We start from the raw sequence: 16,957 nt of genomic DNA, 5'->3' as shown, positions 1-16,957 counted from the left end.
GAAACCCGTTGCGGCGCGCGGCGCTTCAGTGTTCCGGCTGCACCACCGCCTGATCGATGGCGCCGAAGATCGACTTGCCGTCGGCGTCGAACATCTCGATCTTCACGCTGTCGCCGAACTTCATGAAGTCCGTCTGCGGCGCGCCGTGCTCGATGGTCTCCAGGCATCGCTTCTCGGCGATGCAGCAGTAGCCGCGCGTCGCGTCCTTGTTGGAGATCGTGCCGGAGCCGACGATCGCGCCCGCGCGCAGATTGCGCGTCTTCGCGGCGTGCGAGATCAGCTGGCCGAAGTGGAACACCATGTCCGTGCCGCAATCCGGATGGCCGACTTTCTTGCCGTTCCAGTGCACGGTCATCGGCCGGTGCACGCGGCCCTCGCGCCAGGCATCGCCGAGTTCGTCGGGCGTCACGGCCACCGGCGAGAACGCGGTCGCGGGCTTGCTCTGGAAAAAGCCGAAGCCCTTCGCCAGTTCGGCGGGAATCAGATTGCGCAGCGACACGTCGTTCACCAGCATCAGCAGACGAACGCTCTTCAGGGCTTCGTCGGGCATCGCGGCCATGTGGACGTCCGACGTGATCACGGCGACTTCGGCCTCGAAGTCGATGCCATACGATTCCGTCGCGCAGACGATGTCGTCCGCCGGGCCGATGAAGTCGTCGCTGCCGCCCTGGTACATCAGCGGATCGGTCCAGAACTCGGGCGGCATTTCGGCGTTGCGCGCACGGCGCACGAGTTCGACGTGATTCACGTACGACGAGCCGTCGGCCCACTGGAACGCGCGCGGCAGCGGCGCCATGCAGGCTTTGGGATCGAACGGGAAAGTGTTGCGCGCACGGCCGAGGTTCAGCGCCTCGTACAGGTCGAGCAGTTGCGGCGCGTAGAAAGTCCAGTCGTCGAGCGCGCGCTGCAGCGTGGAGACGATTCCGTCGGCGATGGCCGCCGTGCGCAGATCGCGCGAAACGACGACGAGCTGGCCGTCGCGCGTGCCGTCCTTCAGCGTGGCGAGTTTCATAGAGCGGGAAGTGACGTGGATGACGTTGGGGGAAATGTATTTTACGATGGTGAATCCCCAACGCCGCGCTCTCCCTGCGTTTGTTATTCATGCCATCGACCCGCTCCGCCGCGCCCGACGACGACGACACGCTCGACGTCAGCGATCCCGACACCGCCGAAGAGAAGACGCGCTCCGGCATTCAGTCGATCGAGGTGGGCTTCCGTCTGCTCGACGTGCTCACCAACGAACCCCGCGCGATGATGCTGCGCGATCTCGCGCAGCGCGCCGGCATGAGTCCGGCGAAGGCGCATCGCTATCTCGTGAGTTTCGTGCGGCTGGGCGTGGCGTCGCAGGATCCGGTGTCGGGGCGCTACGAACTTGGCGGCTTCGCGCTGCAAATGGGTCTGGCGCGGCTCGCGCGCGTGGACGGCGTGCGGCTCGCGCGGATCGCGCTCGCGGAACTGCGCGACCGGCTGGATCAGACGGTCGGCATCGCGGTGTGGGGCAATCAGGGGCCGACGGTCGTGCACTGGATGGAATCGAGCCATCCGGCGAAAGCGTCGCTCAAGCTTGGCGACGTGATGCCGCTGCTGTCGTCCGCCACCGGCCTGCTGTTCGCCGCGTACCTGCCGCGCAGCAAGACGCAGCCGATGCTCGAGCGTGAACTCGCCGCCACGAAGCAGCGCCTCGCCGATGTCGAGCCGCTGCTGGCCCAGGTGCGTGAGCACGGCGCGGCGCGCGTCGAAGGCATGCTGCTGCCGACCATCCACGCGTTCTGCACGCCGGTGTTCGACGCCACCGGCGAACTCGCGCTGGGCCTCATCGCGCTGGGGCACGAAGGCGCTTTCGACACGCACTGGGGCGGTGAAATCGATACCGCGCTGCGCGACTGCGCCCGCAGTCTGTCGTACGAACTGGGGTACAAGGAAGGCGAACGCTGAGTGCGCTTACGGCACGGGCGCAGGAACATCGGTTCCGTCGCGCGTGTCGTAGTCCTTTCGCGTTTCTTGTTGCGTTGACTGTGCGTTGACTGTCATACGCGCGCCTTACCCTTCGCCCGATGCCATTCTTTCCGTTCCGCCGCCCTCGCCCGAACGCCGGCGAGCCGTCCGATGCCGCCCCGCAGTCCGCCGCGCCGCGCCGCTGGGGACGCTGGGCGCTGGCCGTGCTGATCGTCGCGGGATTGCACTGGAGCGCGGTGCGATGGTTCGAGCGGAACCGGCAGCCCGAGAATCCGCCGCCGGAGACGCCGCCGGTGCAGATCGAATTGCTCACGCCGAAACCGGTTGCGCCGGCGCCTGCGCCCAAGCCCGCACCCGTTCCGAAGCCCGTCGCCCCCGCGCCGAAGCCCGCGCCCGCCGCGCCACCTGCCGCACCGATCCTGAGCGCGGCGACACCGCAACCCGATGCGCCCGCCGCTGCATCGGGCGTGGCGGCCTCGGCGCCGGCCGCCGCGTCGGGTCCCGCGCAACCGGCGGCGCCCGCGCCGGCATCGGCCTCGCAGTCAGCACAAGCCGCGCAGGCCCCCGCCTCGGGCGACACGTTCAACGTTCCGCCCAGCGGCGAGCTGCGCTATGACACGCTTGTGAACGGCATGATGAATCAGACCGGCACGATCCACTGGACTCACGACGGTCCGCATTACGAGATGGTCGTCTCGATTCCGCTGCCTTTCGTCGGTCCTTATGTGTATTCGAGCAAAGGCCATATCGATGGCTTCGGCATCGCGCCGGAGCAGTACTCCGAGCAGCGCGGCCGCCGCGCCGCCGACGTCGCCATTTTCAATCGCGAAACGAAGCAGATCGTCTACACCAAAACGCCGCAAGCGCAGCCGCTCGCCGACGGCGCGCAGGACCGTTTCAGCGTCGTCATGCAGTTGTCGAGCCTCGTGCGCGGCGCGCCGGACCGGTACAAGCCGGGCGTGACCCGGCAATTCAGCGTCGCGGACAACGACAGCAGCGAGATCTGGTCCATCGAAACCGTCGGTGACGAAACCGTGCAGACCCGCGGCGGTTTCACCAACGCCCGCCATTTCACCCGCCTGCCGCGCAAGGAAGGCGACCGCCGCAAGCTCGACATCTGGCTCGCGCCGTCGATTGGCTGGCTGCCCGTGCGGATTCTGCAAACCGAGCCGAACGGCATGCAGCTGGAACTGCTATGGGCCGGCAAGCTCGCGGCGCCCGCCGCCGCGGATCAAGGCAGCGGTGCGGGCACGCCGGATGCGTCAGAGGAATCCGCGCCGGACGCCCGGGATGCGGCCAAGCCGTAACGCCGACGTAACGTTCGCGGTTCGGGGGCCGTAACACGCCGTGACATCGACACTCCGCGCGCAGGCATCGAACGCAGCAAAGCGCAGTCTTTCGACAACATCGCAAACCGCAGTCTTGACGGAGCCGATATGCAGTTGACCATCAATCGCATCGACACCCGCTATGTTCTCGACAACGAAGGAGGCGGCCCATGGATCGTCTTCATTCATCAACTGGCGGGCGATCTGTCCGTCTGGGATCAGATGGCCGGATATTTCCGCAACGATTTCACCGTGCTGCGCTATGACCTGCGCGGCCACGGCGAAACCACGGCATCGCCCGACAGCTTCACCATCGACGATCTCGCCGACGACCTGGCCGAGCTGCTCGACCGGCTCGGCGCGCCGTCGGCGCATGTAGTGGGGCTGTCGATCGGCGGAATGGTGGCGCAGAAGCTGGCCATCCGTCACCCGGACAAGGTCGCCACGCTGACCGTGGCCGGCGCCCCCGCCTTCATTCCCGACGACGCCCGCCCCGTCTTCGCGCAACGGGCAGCGTCCGTGCGCGAAAACGGCACCGCGAGTATCGTGGAAGCGACGCTCGAGCGCTGGCTCACGCCCGGGTTTCGGAAAGCCCATCCTGAAGTCGTCGAGCCGATCGCGGAAACCATTGCGCGTACGCCAGCCGAGGGTTTCGCACGGGCCGCCGAGGCGGTCAGCGGTTTCGACGCCCGCGAGGGATTATTATCCGTAGCGAAACGAACACTGGTTATCGCGGGTTCAGGCGATGTTGGCACGACACCTGCTGCTTCCAGAGTGATCGCGGACACGATCCCGGACGCGCAATTCGAAACACTCGACGCCGCGCACCTCACGCCAGTCGAGGAATCGCAACGTTTCAGCGCGCTTCTAGGAAATTTCCTACGCGATTCCGCGTGATTCTTACCGTAGCTGCTGCAAAAGAACGCCTCGATACCACGGCATCACATCGGGGCCACCCCTTGAATTCCCACTCTCTCGCTCCACTTAAGGTTCAGGCTGCAGGAGCAATCAAGGAATAAGGAGTGTCGCCATGCAAATGATCTACAACAGCCCCAACTATTGCGTCGTCGAGTTTCCGCCGCAGGACAACCACCTCGCGATGCGCGCCGGCGGTTACGAGATCGTCGACAAGAACACGCAGCGCGAGATCTTCATCGACGGCGCGCTCGCCGCCAAGTTTCGCGAGACCGTGCAGAAGCTGATCGAAGAAGAACCGTCGCTCGAGGACGTGGACGAATTCCTTGGCCAGTTCGACATGTTGATGAACCAGCCCGTCGTGCTTCACTGATGCGCCGTTCGCGCGTGCCGGCATCGCGCCGGCCGCGCCCGCCGCCGCACGGTCATGCGGCTCCGGTGACACTTGCCTCCCCGAAGACCCCGCCCGCAACACGCAACCGGCGGGGTTCTTTTTTTGCCGACAATGCCCCGGCCTGCCCCGCCAGGCGCGCGGCGCGCCGGGGCGGCCGCCCCGCGCTGCCGCTACAATGTCAGGCTCTCCCCATTGGTGCAGGCCTCGTCCGTCATGACCCAGAACGCCATTCCAACCACCGCGCGCGCCTACACGCGCGGCGCAGTGCTGCCCGAACTGCTGCAGAAGCGCATCCTGATCCTGGACGGCGCGATGGGCACGATGATCCAGCGCTACAAGCTCGACGAAGCCGCCTATCGCGGCGAGCGCTTCAAGGACTACGACCGCGACATCAAGGGCAACAACGAGTTGCTGTCGCTCACGCAGCCGCAGGTGATCCGCGAGATTCACGAGCAGTATCTGGCGGCGGGCGCGGACATCATCGAGACGAACACCTTCGGTGCGACGAGCGTCGCGCAGGCCGACTACGGCATGGAAAAGCTCGCCGCCGAGATGAACGTCGAATCGGCGAAGCTTGCGCGCGAAGCCTGCAACCGTTACTCGACGCCGGACAAGCCGCGCTTCGTCGCGGGCGCGATCGGACCGACGCCCAAGACCGCAAGCATCTCGCCGGACGTGAACGATCCCGGCGCCCGCAACGTCACCTTCGACGAACTGCGCGACGCGTACTACGAACAGGCCAAGGCGCTGCTCGACGCGGGCTGCGACCTGTTCCTGGTCGAAACCATCTTCGACACGCTGAACGCCAAGGCCGCGCTGTTCGCGCTGGACCAGCTGTTCGATGACACCGGCGAGCTGCTGCCCATCATGATCTCGGGCACCGTCACCGACGCCTCGGGCCGCATCCTGTCCGGCCAGACGGTCGAGGCCTTCTGGAATTCGCTGCGTCATGCGAAGCCGCTGACCTTCGGCCTGAACTGCGCGCTCGGCGCGGCGTTGATGCGGCCGTATATCGCCGAGCTCTCGAAGCTGTGCGATACCTATGTGTCCTGCTATCCGAACGCCGGCCTGCCGAATCCGATGAGCGACACCGGCTTCGATGAAACGCCGGACGTGACCTCGGGCCTGCTGAAGGAGTTCGCTTCCGCCGGCCTCGTGAACCTCGCGGGCGGCTGTTGCGGCACGACGCCGGAACACATCGCCGAGATCGCGAAGGCGCTCGCCGACGTGAAGCCGCGCGCGTTTCCGTCGCAGTATCGCGACGCAGCCTGACACCGAAACTCATACGACCCCGCACACCATGACCGATCACACGATGCGTCTTTCCGGCCTCGAGCCGTTCAACGTCAACGAGGGTTCGCTCTTCATCAACGTCGGCGAGCGCACCAACGTGACCGGCTCGAAGGCGTTCGCGCGCATGATCCTGAACGGCCAGTTCGACGAGGCGCTGGCCGTCGCGCGCCAGCAGGTGGAAAACGGCGCGCAGGTCATCGACATCAACATGGACGAGGCGATGCTCGATTCGAAAGCCGCCATGGTGCGCTTCCTGAATCTGATCGCGTCGGAGCCCGACATCGCGCGCGTGCCGATCATGATCGACTCGTCGAAGTGGGAGGTGATCGAGGCGGGCCTCAAGTGCGTGCAGGGCAAGGCCATCGTCAATTCCATCTCGCTCAAGGAAGGCAAGGAGCAGTTTCTGCATCACGCGAAGCTGATCCGCCGCTACGGCGCGGCGTCGGTCGTGATGGCCTTCGACGAGCACGGCCAGGCCGACACCTTCCAGCGCAAGACCGAGATCTGCAAGCGCTCGTACGACATCCTGGTGAACGAAGCGGGCTTCGAGCCGGAAGACATCATCTTCGATCCGAACATCTTCGCCATCGCGACCGGCATCGAGGAGCACAACAACTACGCGGTCGATTTCATCAACGCGACGCGCTGGATCAAGCAGAACCTGCCGTATGCGAAGGTGAGCGGCGGGGTGTCGAACGTGTCGTTCTCGTTCCGCGGCAACGATCCGGTGCGCGAGGCGATCCACACGGTGTTCCTGTATCACGCCATCCAGGCGGGCATGGACATGGGCATCGTCAACGCGGGCCAGCTGGGCGTGTATGCCGATCTCGACGCCGAACTGCGCGACCGCGTGGAAGACGTGGTGCTGAACCGCCGCGAAGACGGCACCGACCGGCTGCTCGAAATCGCCGACAAGTTCAAGACCGGCGCGGCGAAGAAGGAAGAGAACCTCGAGTGGCGCAACCAGCGGGTGGAGGCGCGGTTGTCGCACGCGCTGGTGCACGGCATCACGAATTTCATCGTCGAGGATACGGAAGAAGTCCGGCAGAAGATCGACGCCGCCGGCGGCCGCCCGATCAACGTGATCGAAGGGCCGCTGATGGACGGCATGAACATCGTCGGCGACCTGTTCGGCCAGGGCAAGATGTTCCTGCCGCAAGTGGTGAAGTCGGCGCGCGTGATGAAGCAGGCCGTCGCGCATCTGATTCCGTTCATCGAGGAAGAGAAGCAGCGGCTCGCCGAAGCCGGCGCCGACGTGCGCTCGAAGGGCAAGATCGTCATCGCGACCGTGAAGGGCGACGTGCACGACATCGGCAAGAACATCGTTTCCGTCGTGCTCCAGTGCAACAACTTCGAAGTGGTCAACATGGGCGTGATGGTGCCCTGCGCGACCATCCTGCAGAAGGCCAAGGAAGAAGGCGCGGACATCATCGGGTTGTCGGGGCTGATCACGCCGAGTCTCGAGGAAATGGCCTATGTCGCCGCCGAAATGCAGCGCGACGACTATTTCCGCGGCAAGCAGACGCCGCTTCTGATCGGCGGCGCAACGACGTCGCGCGTGCACACCGCCGTGAAGATCGCGCCGCATTACGAAGGCCCGGTGGTGTATGTGCCGGACGCGTCGCGCTCGGTGTCGGTGGCGTCGAGCTTGTTGTCGGACGAAGGCGCGGCGAAGTATCTCGACGATTTGAAGAGCGACTACGACCGCATCCGCACCCAGCACGCGAACAAGAAAGCGCAGCCGATGGTCACCTACGACGAAGCGCGCGCCAACCGCACGAAGATTGACTGGAGCGCGTACACGCCGAAGAAGCCGAGCTTCATCGGCCGTCGCGTGATCCGCAACTACGATCTGGCCGAGCTGGCGAACTATATCGACTGGGGTCCGTTCTTCCAGACCTGGGACCTCGCGGGTCCGTATCCGGCGATCCTGAACGACGAGATCGTCGGCGAGTCGGCGCGGCGCGTGTTCTCCGACGGCAAGTCGATGCTCTCGCGCCTCATCCAGGGCCGCTGGCTGACGGCGAACGGCGTGATTTCGCTGCTGCCCGCGAACACGGTGAACGACGACGACATCGAGATCTACACCGACGAATCCCGCACGCAAGTGGCGATGACCTGGCGCAACCTGCGCCAGCAGAGCGTGCGTCCGGTGGTGGACGGCGTGATGCGTCCGAACCGCTCGCTTGCCGACTTCATCGCGCCGAAGGATTCGGGCGTGAAGGACTACATCGGCCTGTTCGCGGTGACGGCGGGCCTGGGCGTCGACAAAAAGGAACGACAGTTCGAGGCGGATCATGACGACTACAGCGCGATCATGCTGAAGGCGCTCGCCGACCGCTTCGCCGAAGCCTTCGCCGAAGCGCTGCACGCGCGCGTGCGGCGTGAACTGTGGGGCTATGCGCAGAACGAGGCGCTCGACAACGATGCGCTGATCGCCGAGAAGTATGTCGGCATCCGGCCGGCGCCGGGCTATCCGGCGTGCCCGGATCACCTCGTCAAGCGCGCCATGTTCGACGTGCTGCAGGCGGACGAGATCGGCATGGAGCTGACCGAATCGCTGGCGATGACGCCTGCCGCCAGCGTGTCCGGGTTCTATCTGGCGCATCCGGACAGCACGTATTTTTCGGTCGGCAAGATCGGCGACGATCAACTGGCGAGCTATGCGCAGCGCATGAACATGCCTTTAACCGAAGCCGAACGGGCGCTCGCGCCGCAGCGCTGAACTAGCGTCCCGCCGCGCGGCTGACCAGTCGGACTTGCACGCAGCGTGTGGCGAAAAACCATACGCGCGGCGTTATAAAGGGAAAAAGGCGCGAAAAAGCGGCAGGCTATCGGCGGGAAATTTTGTCTTTCCGTAGACTGTCGCTGCGATACGCCGTCACGACGACGGACACGCATACTTCGTCTCGGAGAAAGTCGCATGAAAAAGCTGACGTCCGCCGCCACCCTAGCGATCGCAGCCGCCGTTCTCGCGTCGAGTCCGGTTGCCTTCGCGCAGCCTGCCAGCAGCACGACCGCATCTTCGTATTCGCCGCCGCAGACCGAGCACAAGAAGAAGCCCAAGAAGCCGAGGAAGCCCAAGTCGGCGACCAACGGGCAGTCGCAGTAAGCCGGCATCGACGCGACGATAACCGTTCGACGCAGCAGAAGCACCCGTTGGAAAAAAACCCGCATCGTTCATCACGCGATGCGGGTTTTTCGCTTTCAGCGCATGAACAAGCGCTGAGTCAAACGCTGATAAGCGCGTTCAGACGCCCCAGAGAATATCTTTGCCGTCCTTCTGCGCGAGCCGCATCATGTCGAGGAACGGATACGCACGTTGCGCCAGTCCGATGGGAATTTCATGCGGCTCGTGGCCTTCCTCGCCTTCATGAAAGTGGCCGTCGTGCTCGGCGCGTTCTTTCCTGTCGCTGCTGACGGCGGCTTCGAGCTTCTCGATGGCCGAGGGCAAGTCCTCGTGCGTGATGACGCCGCGCTCCGTGAGCTGTTTCCCGATGATGCCGAGCAGGTATTCCGCCAGGTTCTCCAGCATCATGACGTCCGGTGCGGCGGGTGATTTGAATGTGATCAGCATGGCATGGTCCTTTGCTTTATGTTGGGTTATAGGCGGTTTGCAAGAAGGCGGTTTGCAAGCAGCGCGCCGATGAGCCGGTCTCCCTGACAACGTGACAACACCCTGATTCGACATATTAGCACCTGCTAAAATCCCCACTTCATCGGGTTAAAACCGGGCCAACTGCCGCTCCGCGCGTGACCGAAGGTTGCGCTGAGCGATGAACATGGCAAGCGGCGCCGCCCGCATCACGGATCGCGAACGCGCGGTTCGCCCGCGGTTCATTGTCACGACGCCGCACCCTTCCGGACCCGCTCCACTGGATCACTTTCAGCATGCTGCCCGCACACAAACACACTCTCGAAACGCTCCTCACCGACGCGGTCAAGCAGGTCGCGCAAGCCACCCAGGGCGCCAGCGAAGCGGCCTTCGTCGCGCCGGCCATCGTGCTCGAACGGCCGAAGGTCGCCGCGCACGGCGACGTCGCCTCGAACGTCGCGATGCAGCTCGCCAAGCCGTTGCGCGCCAATCCGCGCCAGCTTGCGCAGCAGATCGTCGATGCCTTGCTCGGCGCCGAGCTGGCCCAAGGGCTGGTCGAGAGCGCGGAAGTCGCGGGTCCCGGCTTCATCAATCTGCGTCTTGCCGCGACGGCGAAGCAAGCCGTGATCCCGGCCGTGCTGGATGAAGCCGCCGCCTATGGCCGCTCCACCCGCGACGCCGGCCGGCGCGTGCTGATCGAGTTCGTTTCGGCGAATCCCACCGGGCCGCTGCACGTCGGCCATGGCCGTCAGGCGGCGCTCGGCGACGCGCTCTCCAACCTGCTCGGCACGCAGGGTTACGACGTGCACCGCGAGTTCTACTACAACGACGCGGGCGTGCAGATCAACAATCTCGCCATCTCCACGCAGCTGCGCGCGCGCGGCCTCAAGCCGGGCGACGCGGAATGGCCAGACGCAGCCTACAACGGCGAGTACATCGCCGACATCGCGCGCGACTATCTGGCGGGCGAAACCGTCGCGGCGAAGGACGGCGATCCGGTGAAGGGCAAGGGCGACGTCGAAGACCTCGAAGCCATCCGTCACTTCGCGGTCGCGTATCTGCGTCACGAGCAGGACATGGATCTGACCGCGTTCGGCGTGAAGTTCGACCAGTTCTATCTGGAGTCGTCGCTGTACAAGGAAGGGCGCGTCGAGCAGACGGTCGCGGCGCTCATCGACGCCGGCAAGACCTACGAGCAGGACGGCGCGCTGTGGCTGCGCACCACCGACGACGGCGACGACAAGGACCGCGTCATGAAGAAGTCCGACGGCACCTATACGTACTTCGTGCCGGACGTCGCCTATCACGTGACCAAGTGGCAGCGCGGGTTCACGAAGGTCATCAACGTGCAGGGCTCGGACCATCACGGCACCATCGCGCGCGTGCGCGCGGGTCTGCAGGGACTGGGCGTCGGCATTCCGAAGGGCTATCCCGACTACGTGCTGCACAAGATGGTGACCGTCATGCGCGACGGCGAGGAAGTGAAGATCTCCAAGCGCGCGGGCAGCTATGTGACGGTGCGCGACCTGATCGAATGGTCCGGCGGTCTCGCGCCGGGCCACGAGACCGCGCCGGACCAGATCGACGAAGCCACGATCCGGCGCGGCCGCGACGCCGTGCGCTTCTTCCTGATCTCGCGCAAGGCAGACACCGAGTTCGTCTTCGACATCGATCTCGCGCTCAAGCAGAACGACGAGAATCCGGTCTACTACGTGCAGTACGCGCACGCGCGCATCTGCACGATCCTCAACGACTGGAAGGAACGCTACGCCGGCGACCTGTCGCAAGCCGCGCAAGCCGATCTCTCGCCGCTGTCGAGCGACCGCGCCATGGCCCTGCTCAACAAGCTCGCCGAGTACCCGGACATGCTCCAGCACGCGGCCCTCGAACTCGCGCCGCACGCGGTGGCCTTCTATCTGCGCGATCTCGCCGGCGAATTTCACTCGTTCTACAATGCGGAGCGCGTGCTCGTGGACGACGAGAAAGAACGCAGCGCGCGCATCGCGCTGCTGGCCGCCACCCGCCAGGTGCTCGAGAACGGTCTCGCGACGATCGGCGTCTCCGCTCCCCAAAAGATGTGATGTCTGCCGCCCCCGGCACCGCGCGCCCTGCGAAATCGGACTTTTCGGCGCGCGCGGACGGGAGGCTGGCGCGGATCGGTATTAAGCCACGGCTATAATCGTCGGCCAAACCAGAAGACTTTCTCGCAGGTGATCCAAACGATGGCAAAACCACGTCGCACGACCAGTCATTCCAAGCAGTCGAAGCAAACCGGGGGAACCTTCATCGGCATCGTGCTGGGGCTGATCGTCGGCCTGGCCATTGCTGTCATCGTCGCGCTGTACATCACCCGCGCGCCCACGCCGTTCGTCGCGAAGGTCGCGCCGCCGGCCTCGGACGCCAACTCCGCGCCCGCCGCTGCGCAGCCGTATGACCCGAACCGTCCGCTGCAAGGCAAGACGCCGGGCCAGCCGGTGCCGCAAGCCGCGCAGCCCACGCCGCCGAATACCGCGCCAGGCCAGACCAACAATCAGACGCAGTCGTCGGGCATGCTCGACGAACCGCAGATCGTCGAAGTGCCGCCCTCGGGCACGACCGATTCGAACCCGAAGGCCGCGAGCTCGGCCGCCGCGAAGAAGCCTGAGAACGCGCCGAACGCCACCAGCAACGCCGCCGCCACGCCGCCGAAGGGCGGTTCCGCACCGGCCACCGCCAAGACCACGCCGCCCGCGCCGGGCGACGTGAACACCGGCTACTTCCTGCAGGTCGGCGCGTACAAGACTCAGGCCGACGCCGAACAGCAGCGCGCGCGTCTTGGCTTCCAGGGTTTCGAATCGCGCGTCACGCAGCGCGATGCGGGCGGTGTGACGTACTATCGCGTGCGGATTGGTCCGTTCGCGAAGTTCGAGGACATGAACACGGCGCGCCAGCGTCTGTCCGATGCCGGCGTCGACACTGCGGTGATCCGTTTCTCGCGGCAGTAAGCATTGCATCGGGGTCGGGCGCCCGCGCCGTTGTTCATCCATGGCGTGGGCGAACGCGAGGATCGGCGGCGCCGGACTTCGCCCGAGCATGGTTTAAGCACGGCTTAAGCATCGTGTGTCCCACTTGAGGGCCTCTTTTTTTTAGCCTCCGCGACTCTTTTGCTTTCACTCTCCCATCATGAAAAAACTGTTTAGCGCGTTCGCCCTGTCCCTCGGCATTGCTGCCGCCTCGATGAGCGTCGCGAGTTCGGCCATGGCCGACCCCACCGCCGGCAAGGACTACTCCGTGCTGCAGGCGGCCCAGCCGGTCGGCGCACCCGCCGGCAAGGTGGAAGTCATCGAGTTCTTCTGGTACGGCTGCCCGCACTGCAACGAGTTCGAGCCGTATATCGAGGCATGGGAGAAGAAGCAAGGGCCGGACGTCGTGTTCAAGCGCGTGCCGGTGGCGTTCCGCGACGACTTCATCCCGCACTCGAAGATGTACCACGCGCTGGACGCACTGGGCGTCGCCGAGAAGGTCACGCCCGCCGTGTTCAACGAGATCCACGTGAAGAAGAACTACCTGCTGACGCCGCAGGCGCAGGCGGACTTCCTCGCCACGCAAGGCATCGACAAGAAGAAGTATCTGGACGCCTACAACTCGTTCTCGACGCAGAGCGCCATCCAGCGCGACAACAAGCTGTTGCAGGACTACAAGATCGACGGCGTGCCGACGGTCGTCGTGCAAGGCAAGTATGAAACCGGCCCGGCCATGACCAACAGCCTGCAAGGCACGACGCAGGTGATGGACTTCCTGGTCCAGCAAGTTCGCGACAAGAAGCTCTGATTCCCTCGTCAAGCACGCCGGTATGAATGCAGTTCGTCTGAAAGTCTTCATCACCGGCGCATCGAGCGGCATCGGCCAGGCGCTGGCCGAGCATTACGTGCGGCGCGGCGCCGTGGTCGGTCTGGTCGCCCGGCGCGCCGACTCCCTCGCGGCGTTCGCCGCCAGGTTCCCGCAAGCCTCCCTCTCGCTGTATCCCGTCGACGTGCGCGACGCCGCCGCGCTCGCCGATGCCGCACGCCGTTTCATCGACGAGCACGGCCCGGCGGACGTCGTCATCGCCAATGCCGGCGTGAGCCGCGGCGTACTGACCGGCGAAGGCGATCTCGACACCTTCCGCGCCGTGATGGACGTCAACTATTACGGCATGGTCGCGACCTTCGAGCCGTTCATCGCCTCGATGACGGCGGCGCGACACGGCACGCTCGTGGGCATTGCGAGCGTCGCGGGCGTGCGCGGACTGCCGGGCTCGGGCGCGTACAGCGCCTCCAAGGCCGCGGCGGCGAAGTATCTGGAGTCGCTGCGCGTGGAGATGCGCCCGCTCGGCGTGAGCGTCGTGACGATCGCGCCAGGCTACGTGCGCTCCGAAATGACCGCGCACAATCCCTATCCGATGCCCTTCCTCATGGATGCCGAGCGCTTCGCCGGGAAGGCTGCGCGGGCAATCGAGCGCGGCGTGCGTTATGCGACCTTCCCGTGGCAGATGCGCGTTGCCGGCATGCTGCTGCACGCGCTGCCGCGCTGGCTCTATGACAGGCTCTTCGAACGCGCGCCACGCAAGCCGCGCACGCCGCGTATCCACGAGTCATAAAAAAACCGGCTGCGCCCACACGCAGCCGGTTTCGCTTCAAGCGCGCGCCGGCAATCAGAACGCCACGAACGCCGCGCCGTTCGACACCTCATACCCCACATAGACGTGGCGGCCGAAGAAGAACGGCAGGCCGAAGTCGAACATGTTGGTCAGACCCAATTGGCCGCCGAGGCTGTCGAACGCGTACTTCGAGCCATCCGCCGTCAGCGTGCGCGCGCTGACGAGCTGGAACGGCACGATCGCGGCATTGCCTTCGCTGCCGGCGATCTTCGCCGACAGCGATTGCTCCGAACCCGGACAGTAGAACGCGTTGTCATTCGAGCACAACGTGTAGGTGTCCGGGAAGAAGTTGCCGTTCGATCCGGAATCGAAGAAGGTCGCGAGGGTGTTGCCCTTGTAGATGCCGGTCAGGTTGCCGTACTGGTCGGTACCGTACTTCGTCACGCCCGTGAGCGCATTGTTGCTTTGCGTCCCTATGCCGAATATCAGCACGCCGGTCGCGCTGGTTGCGCCGCCGTCGGGCACTGGCGGCAACTGCACGATCACGCCGTTGTTGTCGGCCGCGAACCGGGTGACGGGATTGGTGACCTGCTGCGCCACCGGCACCGTGGTGCCCGTGCAGTTCGCGCCGTTGCTGCACGAGTAGTACATCTGGTTGAGCGCCGACGTCGTGCACAGGCTGCCGCAATCCGCCGCCTGCGGCCCGACGCCGAGAATGCCGTTCGCGCCGATCTGATCCGTCGAGTTCTCGTCGTTGCCGGACGGGCAGCCGTTGTCGCCCGTCGGCGCGCTCGATGCGCTGAGGTCGCCGATGATCTGCACCGGCACGTTCGACGCCACTTCGGAGCCGATCTTCACGTCGGCCGTGCGGACCGTGCCCCAGGTATAGCCGTCCGCGAAGCCCGCGCATTCCGCGAGCTGGCCGCCATTCGCCGCGGCCACGCCCGGCAGGCTCGTGATGACCGACTGCGCGGCTGAGCCGAGCAGACGCAAGCCATACGATGCGGTATCCACCTGGATGTTGTTGATCGTCTGGCACACCGTGGTGCCGGGTGCGCAGACGGTGACCGAGACATTCGGAATGTTGACGAAGCCGGCCACGCCCGAATTGACGTTGATCGGCACGGCGTTGGTGCCGTTGGGCTGGATGGGCTGGGCCGTCGCCGTGCTGGTGGGGGTGCTGCCGCCGCCCGATCCGCCGCCTCCGGACGAGCCACCGTTGTTCGAGCTGGAGTTGTTGTCGCTGCCGCCGCCGCAGGCTGCCAGCATGATCGAAAGGAACAACGCGCTCATCCAGCGGACGAAGCCGCCGGCGCGTTGCAGGTTGAGGGCGGGAAAGCCGAGTGTCGTGCGCTGCATGCCGGTATCTCCCGTCGTCTACTGGATGTCGCTGGCGTTGACGCCGGCGGGCAAGGATTGCGGCAGATACGCACGGCCCTGGAAGGCGCCCATGTGACCGCCGGACTCCACGACCAGACCGCTGCCTTGCACGCTCACCGGCCCCCGGCCGCCGCGCGCGGCCCGTTGTGCCTTCAGGCCTTGCTGGTACTGGGGAAAGTAGCTGCCGAGCAGCGAGACGAGGTCGGGCATGCGCGGCCCTTTCCAGGCGATGCCGAACACCACATCTTGCGCCGTCAGATATTCGTCGATCGTGGTGCCGCTCGGGAGCAACGTGGACCGCACGGTGTAACCGGCTGATGAACTCGAAGATGCGCCGCTCGCGGTGGCCGCGCGCGCGACCACCTGCGCGGTGGGAGACGTGGCGCCTTGCGGCTTGGGCATCGGCGCGCCGCCGAGTACGGCATAGGCGGGTGCGGCTGTCCATACGCACAGCGCGCCGACCGCGCCAGCCAATACCTTCGTCAGACGCCCATGACGGGTTTGTTTCGATGCCTTCACTGGGCCTCCTGTCGGATTTTCCGGCCTGCCGCCCTCTCAGAAGCGACTGGCCTTGTGACAATAGAGTGACTGATGCGCCACTGTTTTTTCACGCCCAGACTTGCGACGTGACTACCGTCAGTATGCCAGCCGGGAGGAACAGGCCTAGCGTTCGCGGACGCGCACAATAAAAAACGCGGAGCGCAATGACATGCGCTCCGCGTTATCGCAAGGACCGGGCCTGTCGGACCGATGCCCCGCAAAAGACCGTCAGAAGCCGAGGCTGGCCAGCAGATCGTCCACTTGCGACTGATCCTGCACGACGTCGCTGCGCCCTTCCGGGTTGATCTGCGGCCCGTTGAGGAGCCCTTCCGGACTGCCGCTCGCCGACGACATCAATGCCGCCGCCGATGCCGCGAACTGCTCGCGGCGCTCGGGCGCGATGTTTTCGAGCAGCACGCCCAGCAATTGTTGCTCGATCAGATACACGACGTCCGTGATCTTCTTGATCACCTGACCGGTGAGATCCTGGAAATCCTGCGCGAGCATGATTTCCAGCAATTGCGCGTTGGTTGCCTGCGTGCGTTCCGGCACGCTCTGCAGGAACGTGCGGGTTTCCGCGAGCAGCGCGCCCGCTTCGGCCTGGGCGAGCGGCGCCTCGTACCAGCGAGCCCAGCGCGCGTCGAGCGCCTGGGCTTCGCCCTGCATCGCTTCCTGCATCGGCTTGGCGAGCTCGATGGCGTTGAGCGCGCGCTCGGCGGCCTGTTCGGTCATCGTCGCGACGTACTTGAGGCGGTCGCGCGCGTCGGGCACGGCCTGCGCCGCGGCTTCGACCTGCTTGTCGAGACCGAGCTCGCGCATCGAGTCGCGCAGTGTGCGCGTCAGCTGGCCGATGCGCGCGAGAATGCGGTCGCTCGACGCGTCGCCCTCGGCTTCGGCCGCGGAGGCGACCGCGGCGGCCAGTTCAGTGGTCAGATCGT

At 65.4% G+C, this 16,957-nt stretch carries 16 protein-coding genes; 11 read left to right on the top strand and 5 right to left on the bottom strand.

Annotated elements, in window-relative coordinates:
• Positions 1–25: 25 nt before the first annotated feature.
• Positions 26–1,012, bottom strand: a complete 987-nt coding sequence (locus QCE69_RS00750) for a fumarylacetoacetate hydrolase family protein (protein ID WP_309807040.1) — start codon at positions 1,010–1,012, stop codon at positions 26–28.
• 89 nt (positions 1,013–1,101) lie between these two features.
• On the opposite strand from QCE69_RS00750, the gene QCE69_RS00745 reads away from it, so the two are divergent.
• The 7 genes from QCE69_RS00745 to QCE69_RS00715 all read left to right on the top strand — a co-directional run bounded on the left by QCE69_RS00745 (position 1,102) and on the right by QCE69_RS00715 (position 8,998).
• Positions 1,102–1,935, top strand: coding sequence for an IclR family transcriptional regulator (locus tag QCE69_RS00745; protein WP_309913357.1), 834 nt, complete (start codon positions 1,102–1,104; stop codon positions 1,933–1,935).
• A gap of 119 nt (positions 1,936–2,054) precedes the next feature.
• Positions 2,055–3,263 carry a DUF3108 domain-containing protein gene (locus tag QCE69_RS00740; protein ID WP_309928928.1) on the top strand — a complete coding sequence of 403 codons (1,209 nt, stop codon included), beginning with the start codon at positions 2,055–2,057 and terminating at the stop codon, positions 3,261–3,263.
• A 129-nt stretch (positions 3,264–3,392) separates the two neighbouring features.
• Entirely contained in the window at positions 3,393–4,181 is a 789-nt protein-coding gene (locus QCE69_RS00735) for an alpha/beta fold hydrolase (RefSeq protein ID WP_309928926.1), read from the top strand.
• Between the two features lie 133 nt (positions 4,182–4,314).
• Positions 4,315–4,572 (top strand): DUF3567 domain-containing protein, encoded by a 258-nt coding sequence (locus QCE69_RS00730; RefSeq protein ID WP_309807037.1) that lies wholly within the window; start codon positions 4,315–4,317, stop codon positions 4,570–4,572.
• A gap of 234 nt (positions 4,573–4,806) precedes the next feature.
• On the top strand, positions 4,807–5,865 hold the full coding sequence (locus QCE69_RS00725) for a homocysteine S-methyltransferase family protein (RefSeq protein WP_309807036.1): 1,059 nt from the start codon (positions 4,807–4,809) through the stop codon (positions 5,863–5,865).
• A 28-nt stretch (positions 5,866–5,893) separates the two neighbouring features.
• Positions 5,894–8,611, top strand: coding sequence for a methionine synthase (gene metH / locus QCE69_RS00720; protein ID WP_309928924.1), 2,718 nt, complete (start codon positions 5,894–5,896; stop codon positions 8,609–8,611).
• Positions 8,612–8,809: 198 nt separating this feature from the next.
• On the top strand, positions 8,810–8,998 hold the full coding sequence (locus tag QCE69_RS00715) for a hypothetical protein (RefSeq protein ID WP_309913344.1): 189 nt from the start codon (positions 8,810–8,812) through the stop codon (positions 8,996–8,998).
• A 138-nt stretch (positions 8,999–9,136) separates the two neighbouring features.
• Here the strand turns inward: QCE69_RS00715 and QCE69_RS00710 are convergent, their stop codons facing one another.
• Positions 9,137–9,463, bottom strand: a complete 327-nt coding sequence (locus QCE69_RS00710) for a DUF1840 domain-containing protein (protein WP_309913342.1) — start codon at positions 9,461–9,463, stop codon at positions 9,137–9,139.
• A gap of 314 nt (positions 9,464–9,777) precedes the next feature.
• On the opposite strand from QCE69_RS00710, the gene argS reads away from it, so the two are divergent.
• The 4 genes from argS to QCE69_RS00690 all read left to right on the top strand — a co-directional run bounded on the left by argS (position 9,778) and on the right by QCE69_RS00690 (position 14,099).
• Positions 9,778–11,562 carry an arginine--tRNA ligase gene (argS, locus tag QCE69_RS00705; protein ID WP_309928921.1) on the top strand — a complete coding sequence of 595 codons (1,785 nt, stop codon included), beginning with the start codon at positions 9,778–9,780 and terminating at the stop codon, positions 11,560–11,562.
• Positions 11,563–11,703: 141 nt separating this feature from the next.
• On the top strand, positions 11,704–12,465 hold the full coding sequence (locus QCE69_RS00700) for an SPOR domain-containing protein (protein ID WP_309913336.1): 762 nt from the start codon (positions 11,704–11,706) through the stop codon (positions 12,463–12,465).
• A gap of 178 nt (positions 12,466–12,643) precedes the next feature.
• Positions 12,644–13,291 carry a thiol:disulfide interchange protein DsbA/DsbL gene (locus QCE69_RS00695; RefSeq protein ID WP_309913334.1) on the top strand — a complete coding sequence of 216 codons (648 nt, stop codon included), beginning with the start codon at positions 12,644–12,646 and terminating at the stop codon, positions 13,289–13,291.
• A gap of 22 nt (positions 13,292–13,313) precedes the next feature.
• Positions 13,314–14,099 (top strand): SDR family oxidoreductase, encoded by a 786-nt coding sequence (locus tag QCE69_RS00690; RefSeq protein WP_309913331.1) that lies wholly within the window; start codon positions 13,314–13,316, stop codon positions 14,097–14,099.
• Positions 14,100–14,153: 54 nt separating this feature from the next.
• Here the strand turns inward: QCE69_RS00690 and QCE69_RS00685 are convergent, their stop codons facing one another.
• From QCE69_RS00685 to cheZ, 3 genes are all read right to left on the bottom strand, one after another.
• Positions 14,154–15,458, bottom strand: coding sequence for a DUF3443 domain-containing protein (locus tag QCE69_RS00685; RefSeq protein ID WP_309913328.1), 1,305 nt, complete (start codon positions 15,456–15,458; stop codon positions 14,154–14,156).
• A gap of 18 nt (positions 15,459–15,476) precedes the next feature.
• A complete protein-coding gene (locus QCE69_RS00680) occupies positions 15,477–15,998 on the bottom strand; it encodes a DUF2844 domain-containing protein (protein WP_309913325.1) in 522 nt (173 codons plus the stop codon).
• Between the two features lie 249 nt (positions 15,999–16,247).
• Positions 16,248–16,940, bottom strand: a complete 693-nt coding sequence (gene cheZ / locus QCE69_RS00675) for a protein phosphatase CheZ (RefSeq protein ID WP_309811318.1) — start codon at positions 16,938–16,940, stop codon at positions 16,248–16,250.
• Between the last annotated feature and the right edge of the window lie 17 nt (positions 16,941–16,957).

Origin of the sequence: Caballeronia sp. LZ032 (genome assembly GCF_031451315.1) — a bacterium.
GTDB lineage: Bacteria > Pseudomonadota > Gammaproteobacteria > Burkholderiales > Burkholderiaceae > Caballeronia.
This window is presented reverse-complemented; position numbering and strand designations above follow the sequence as displayed.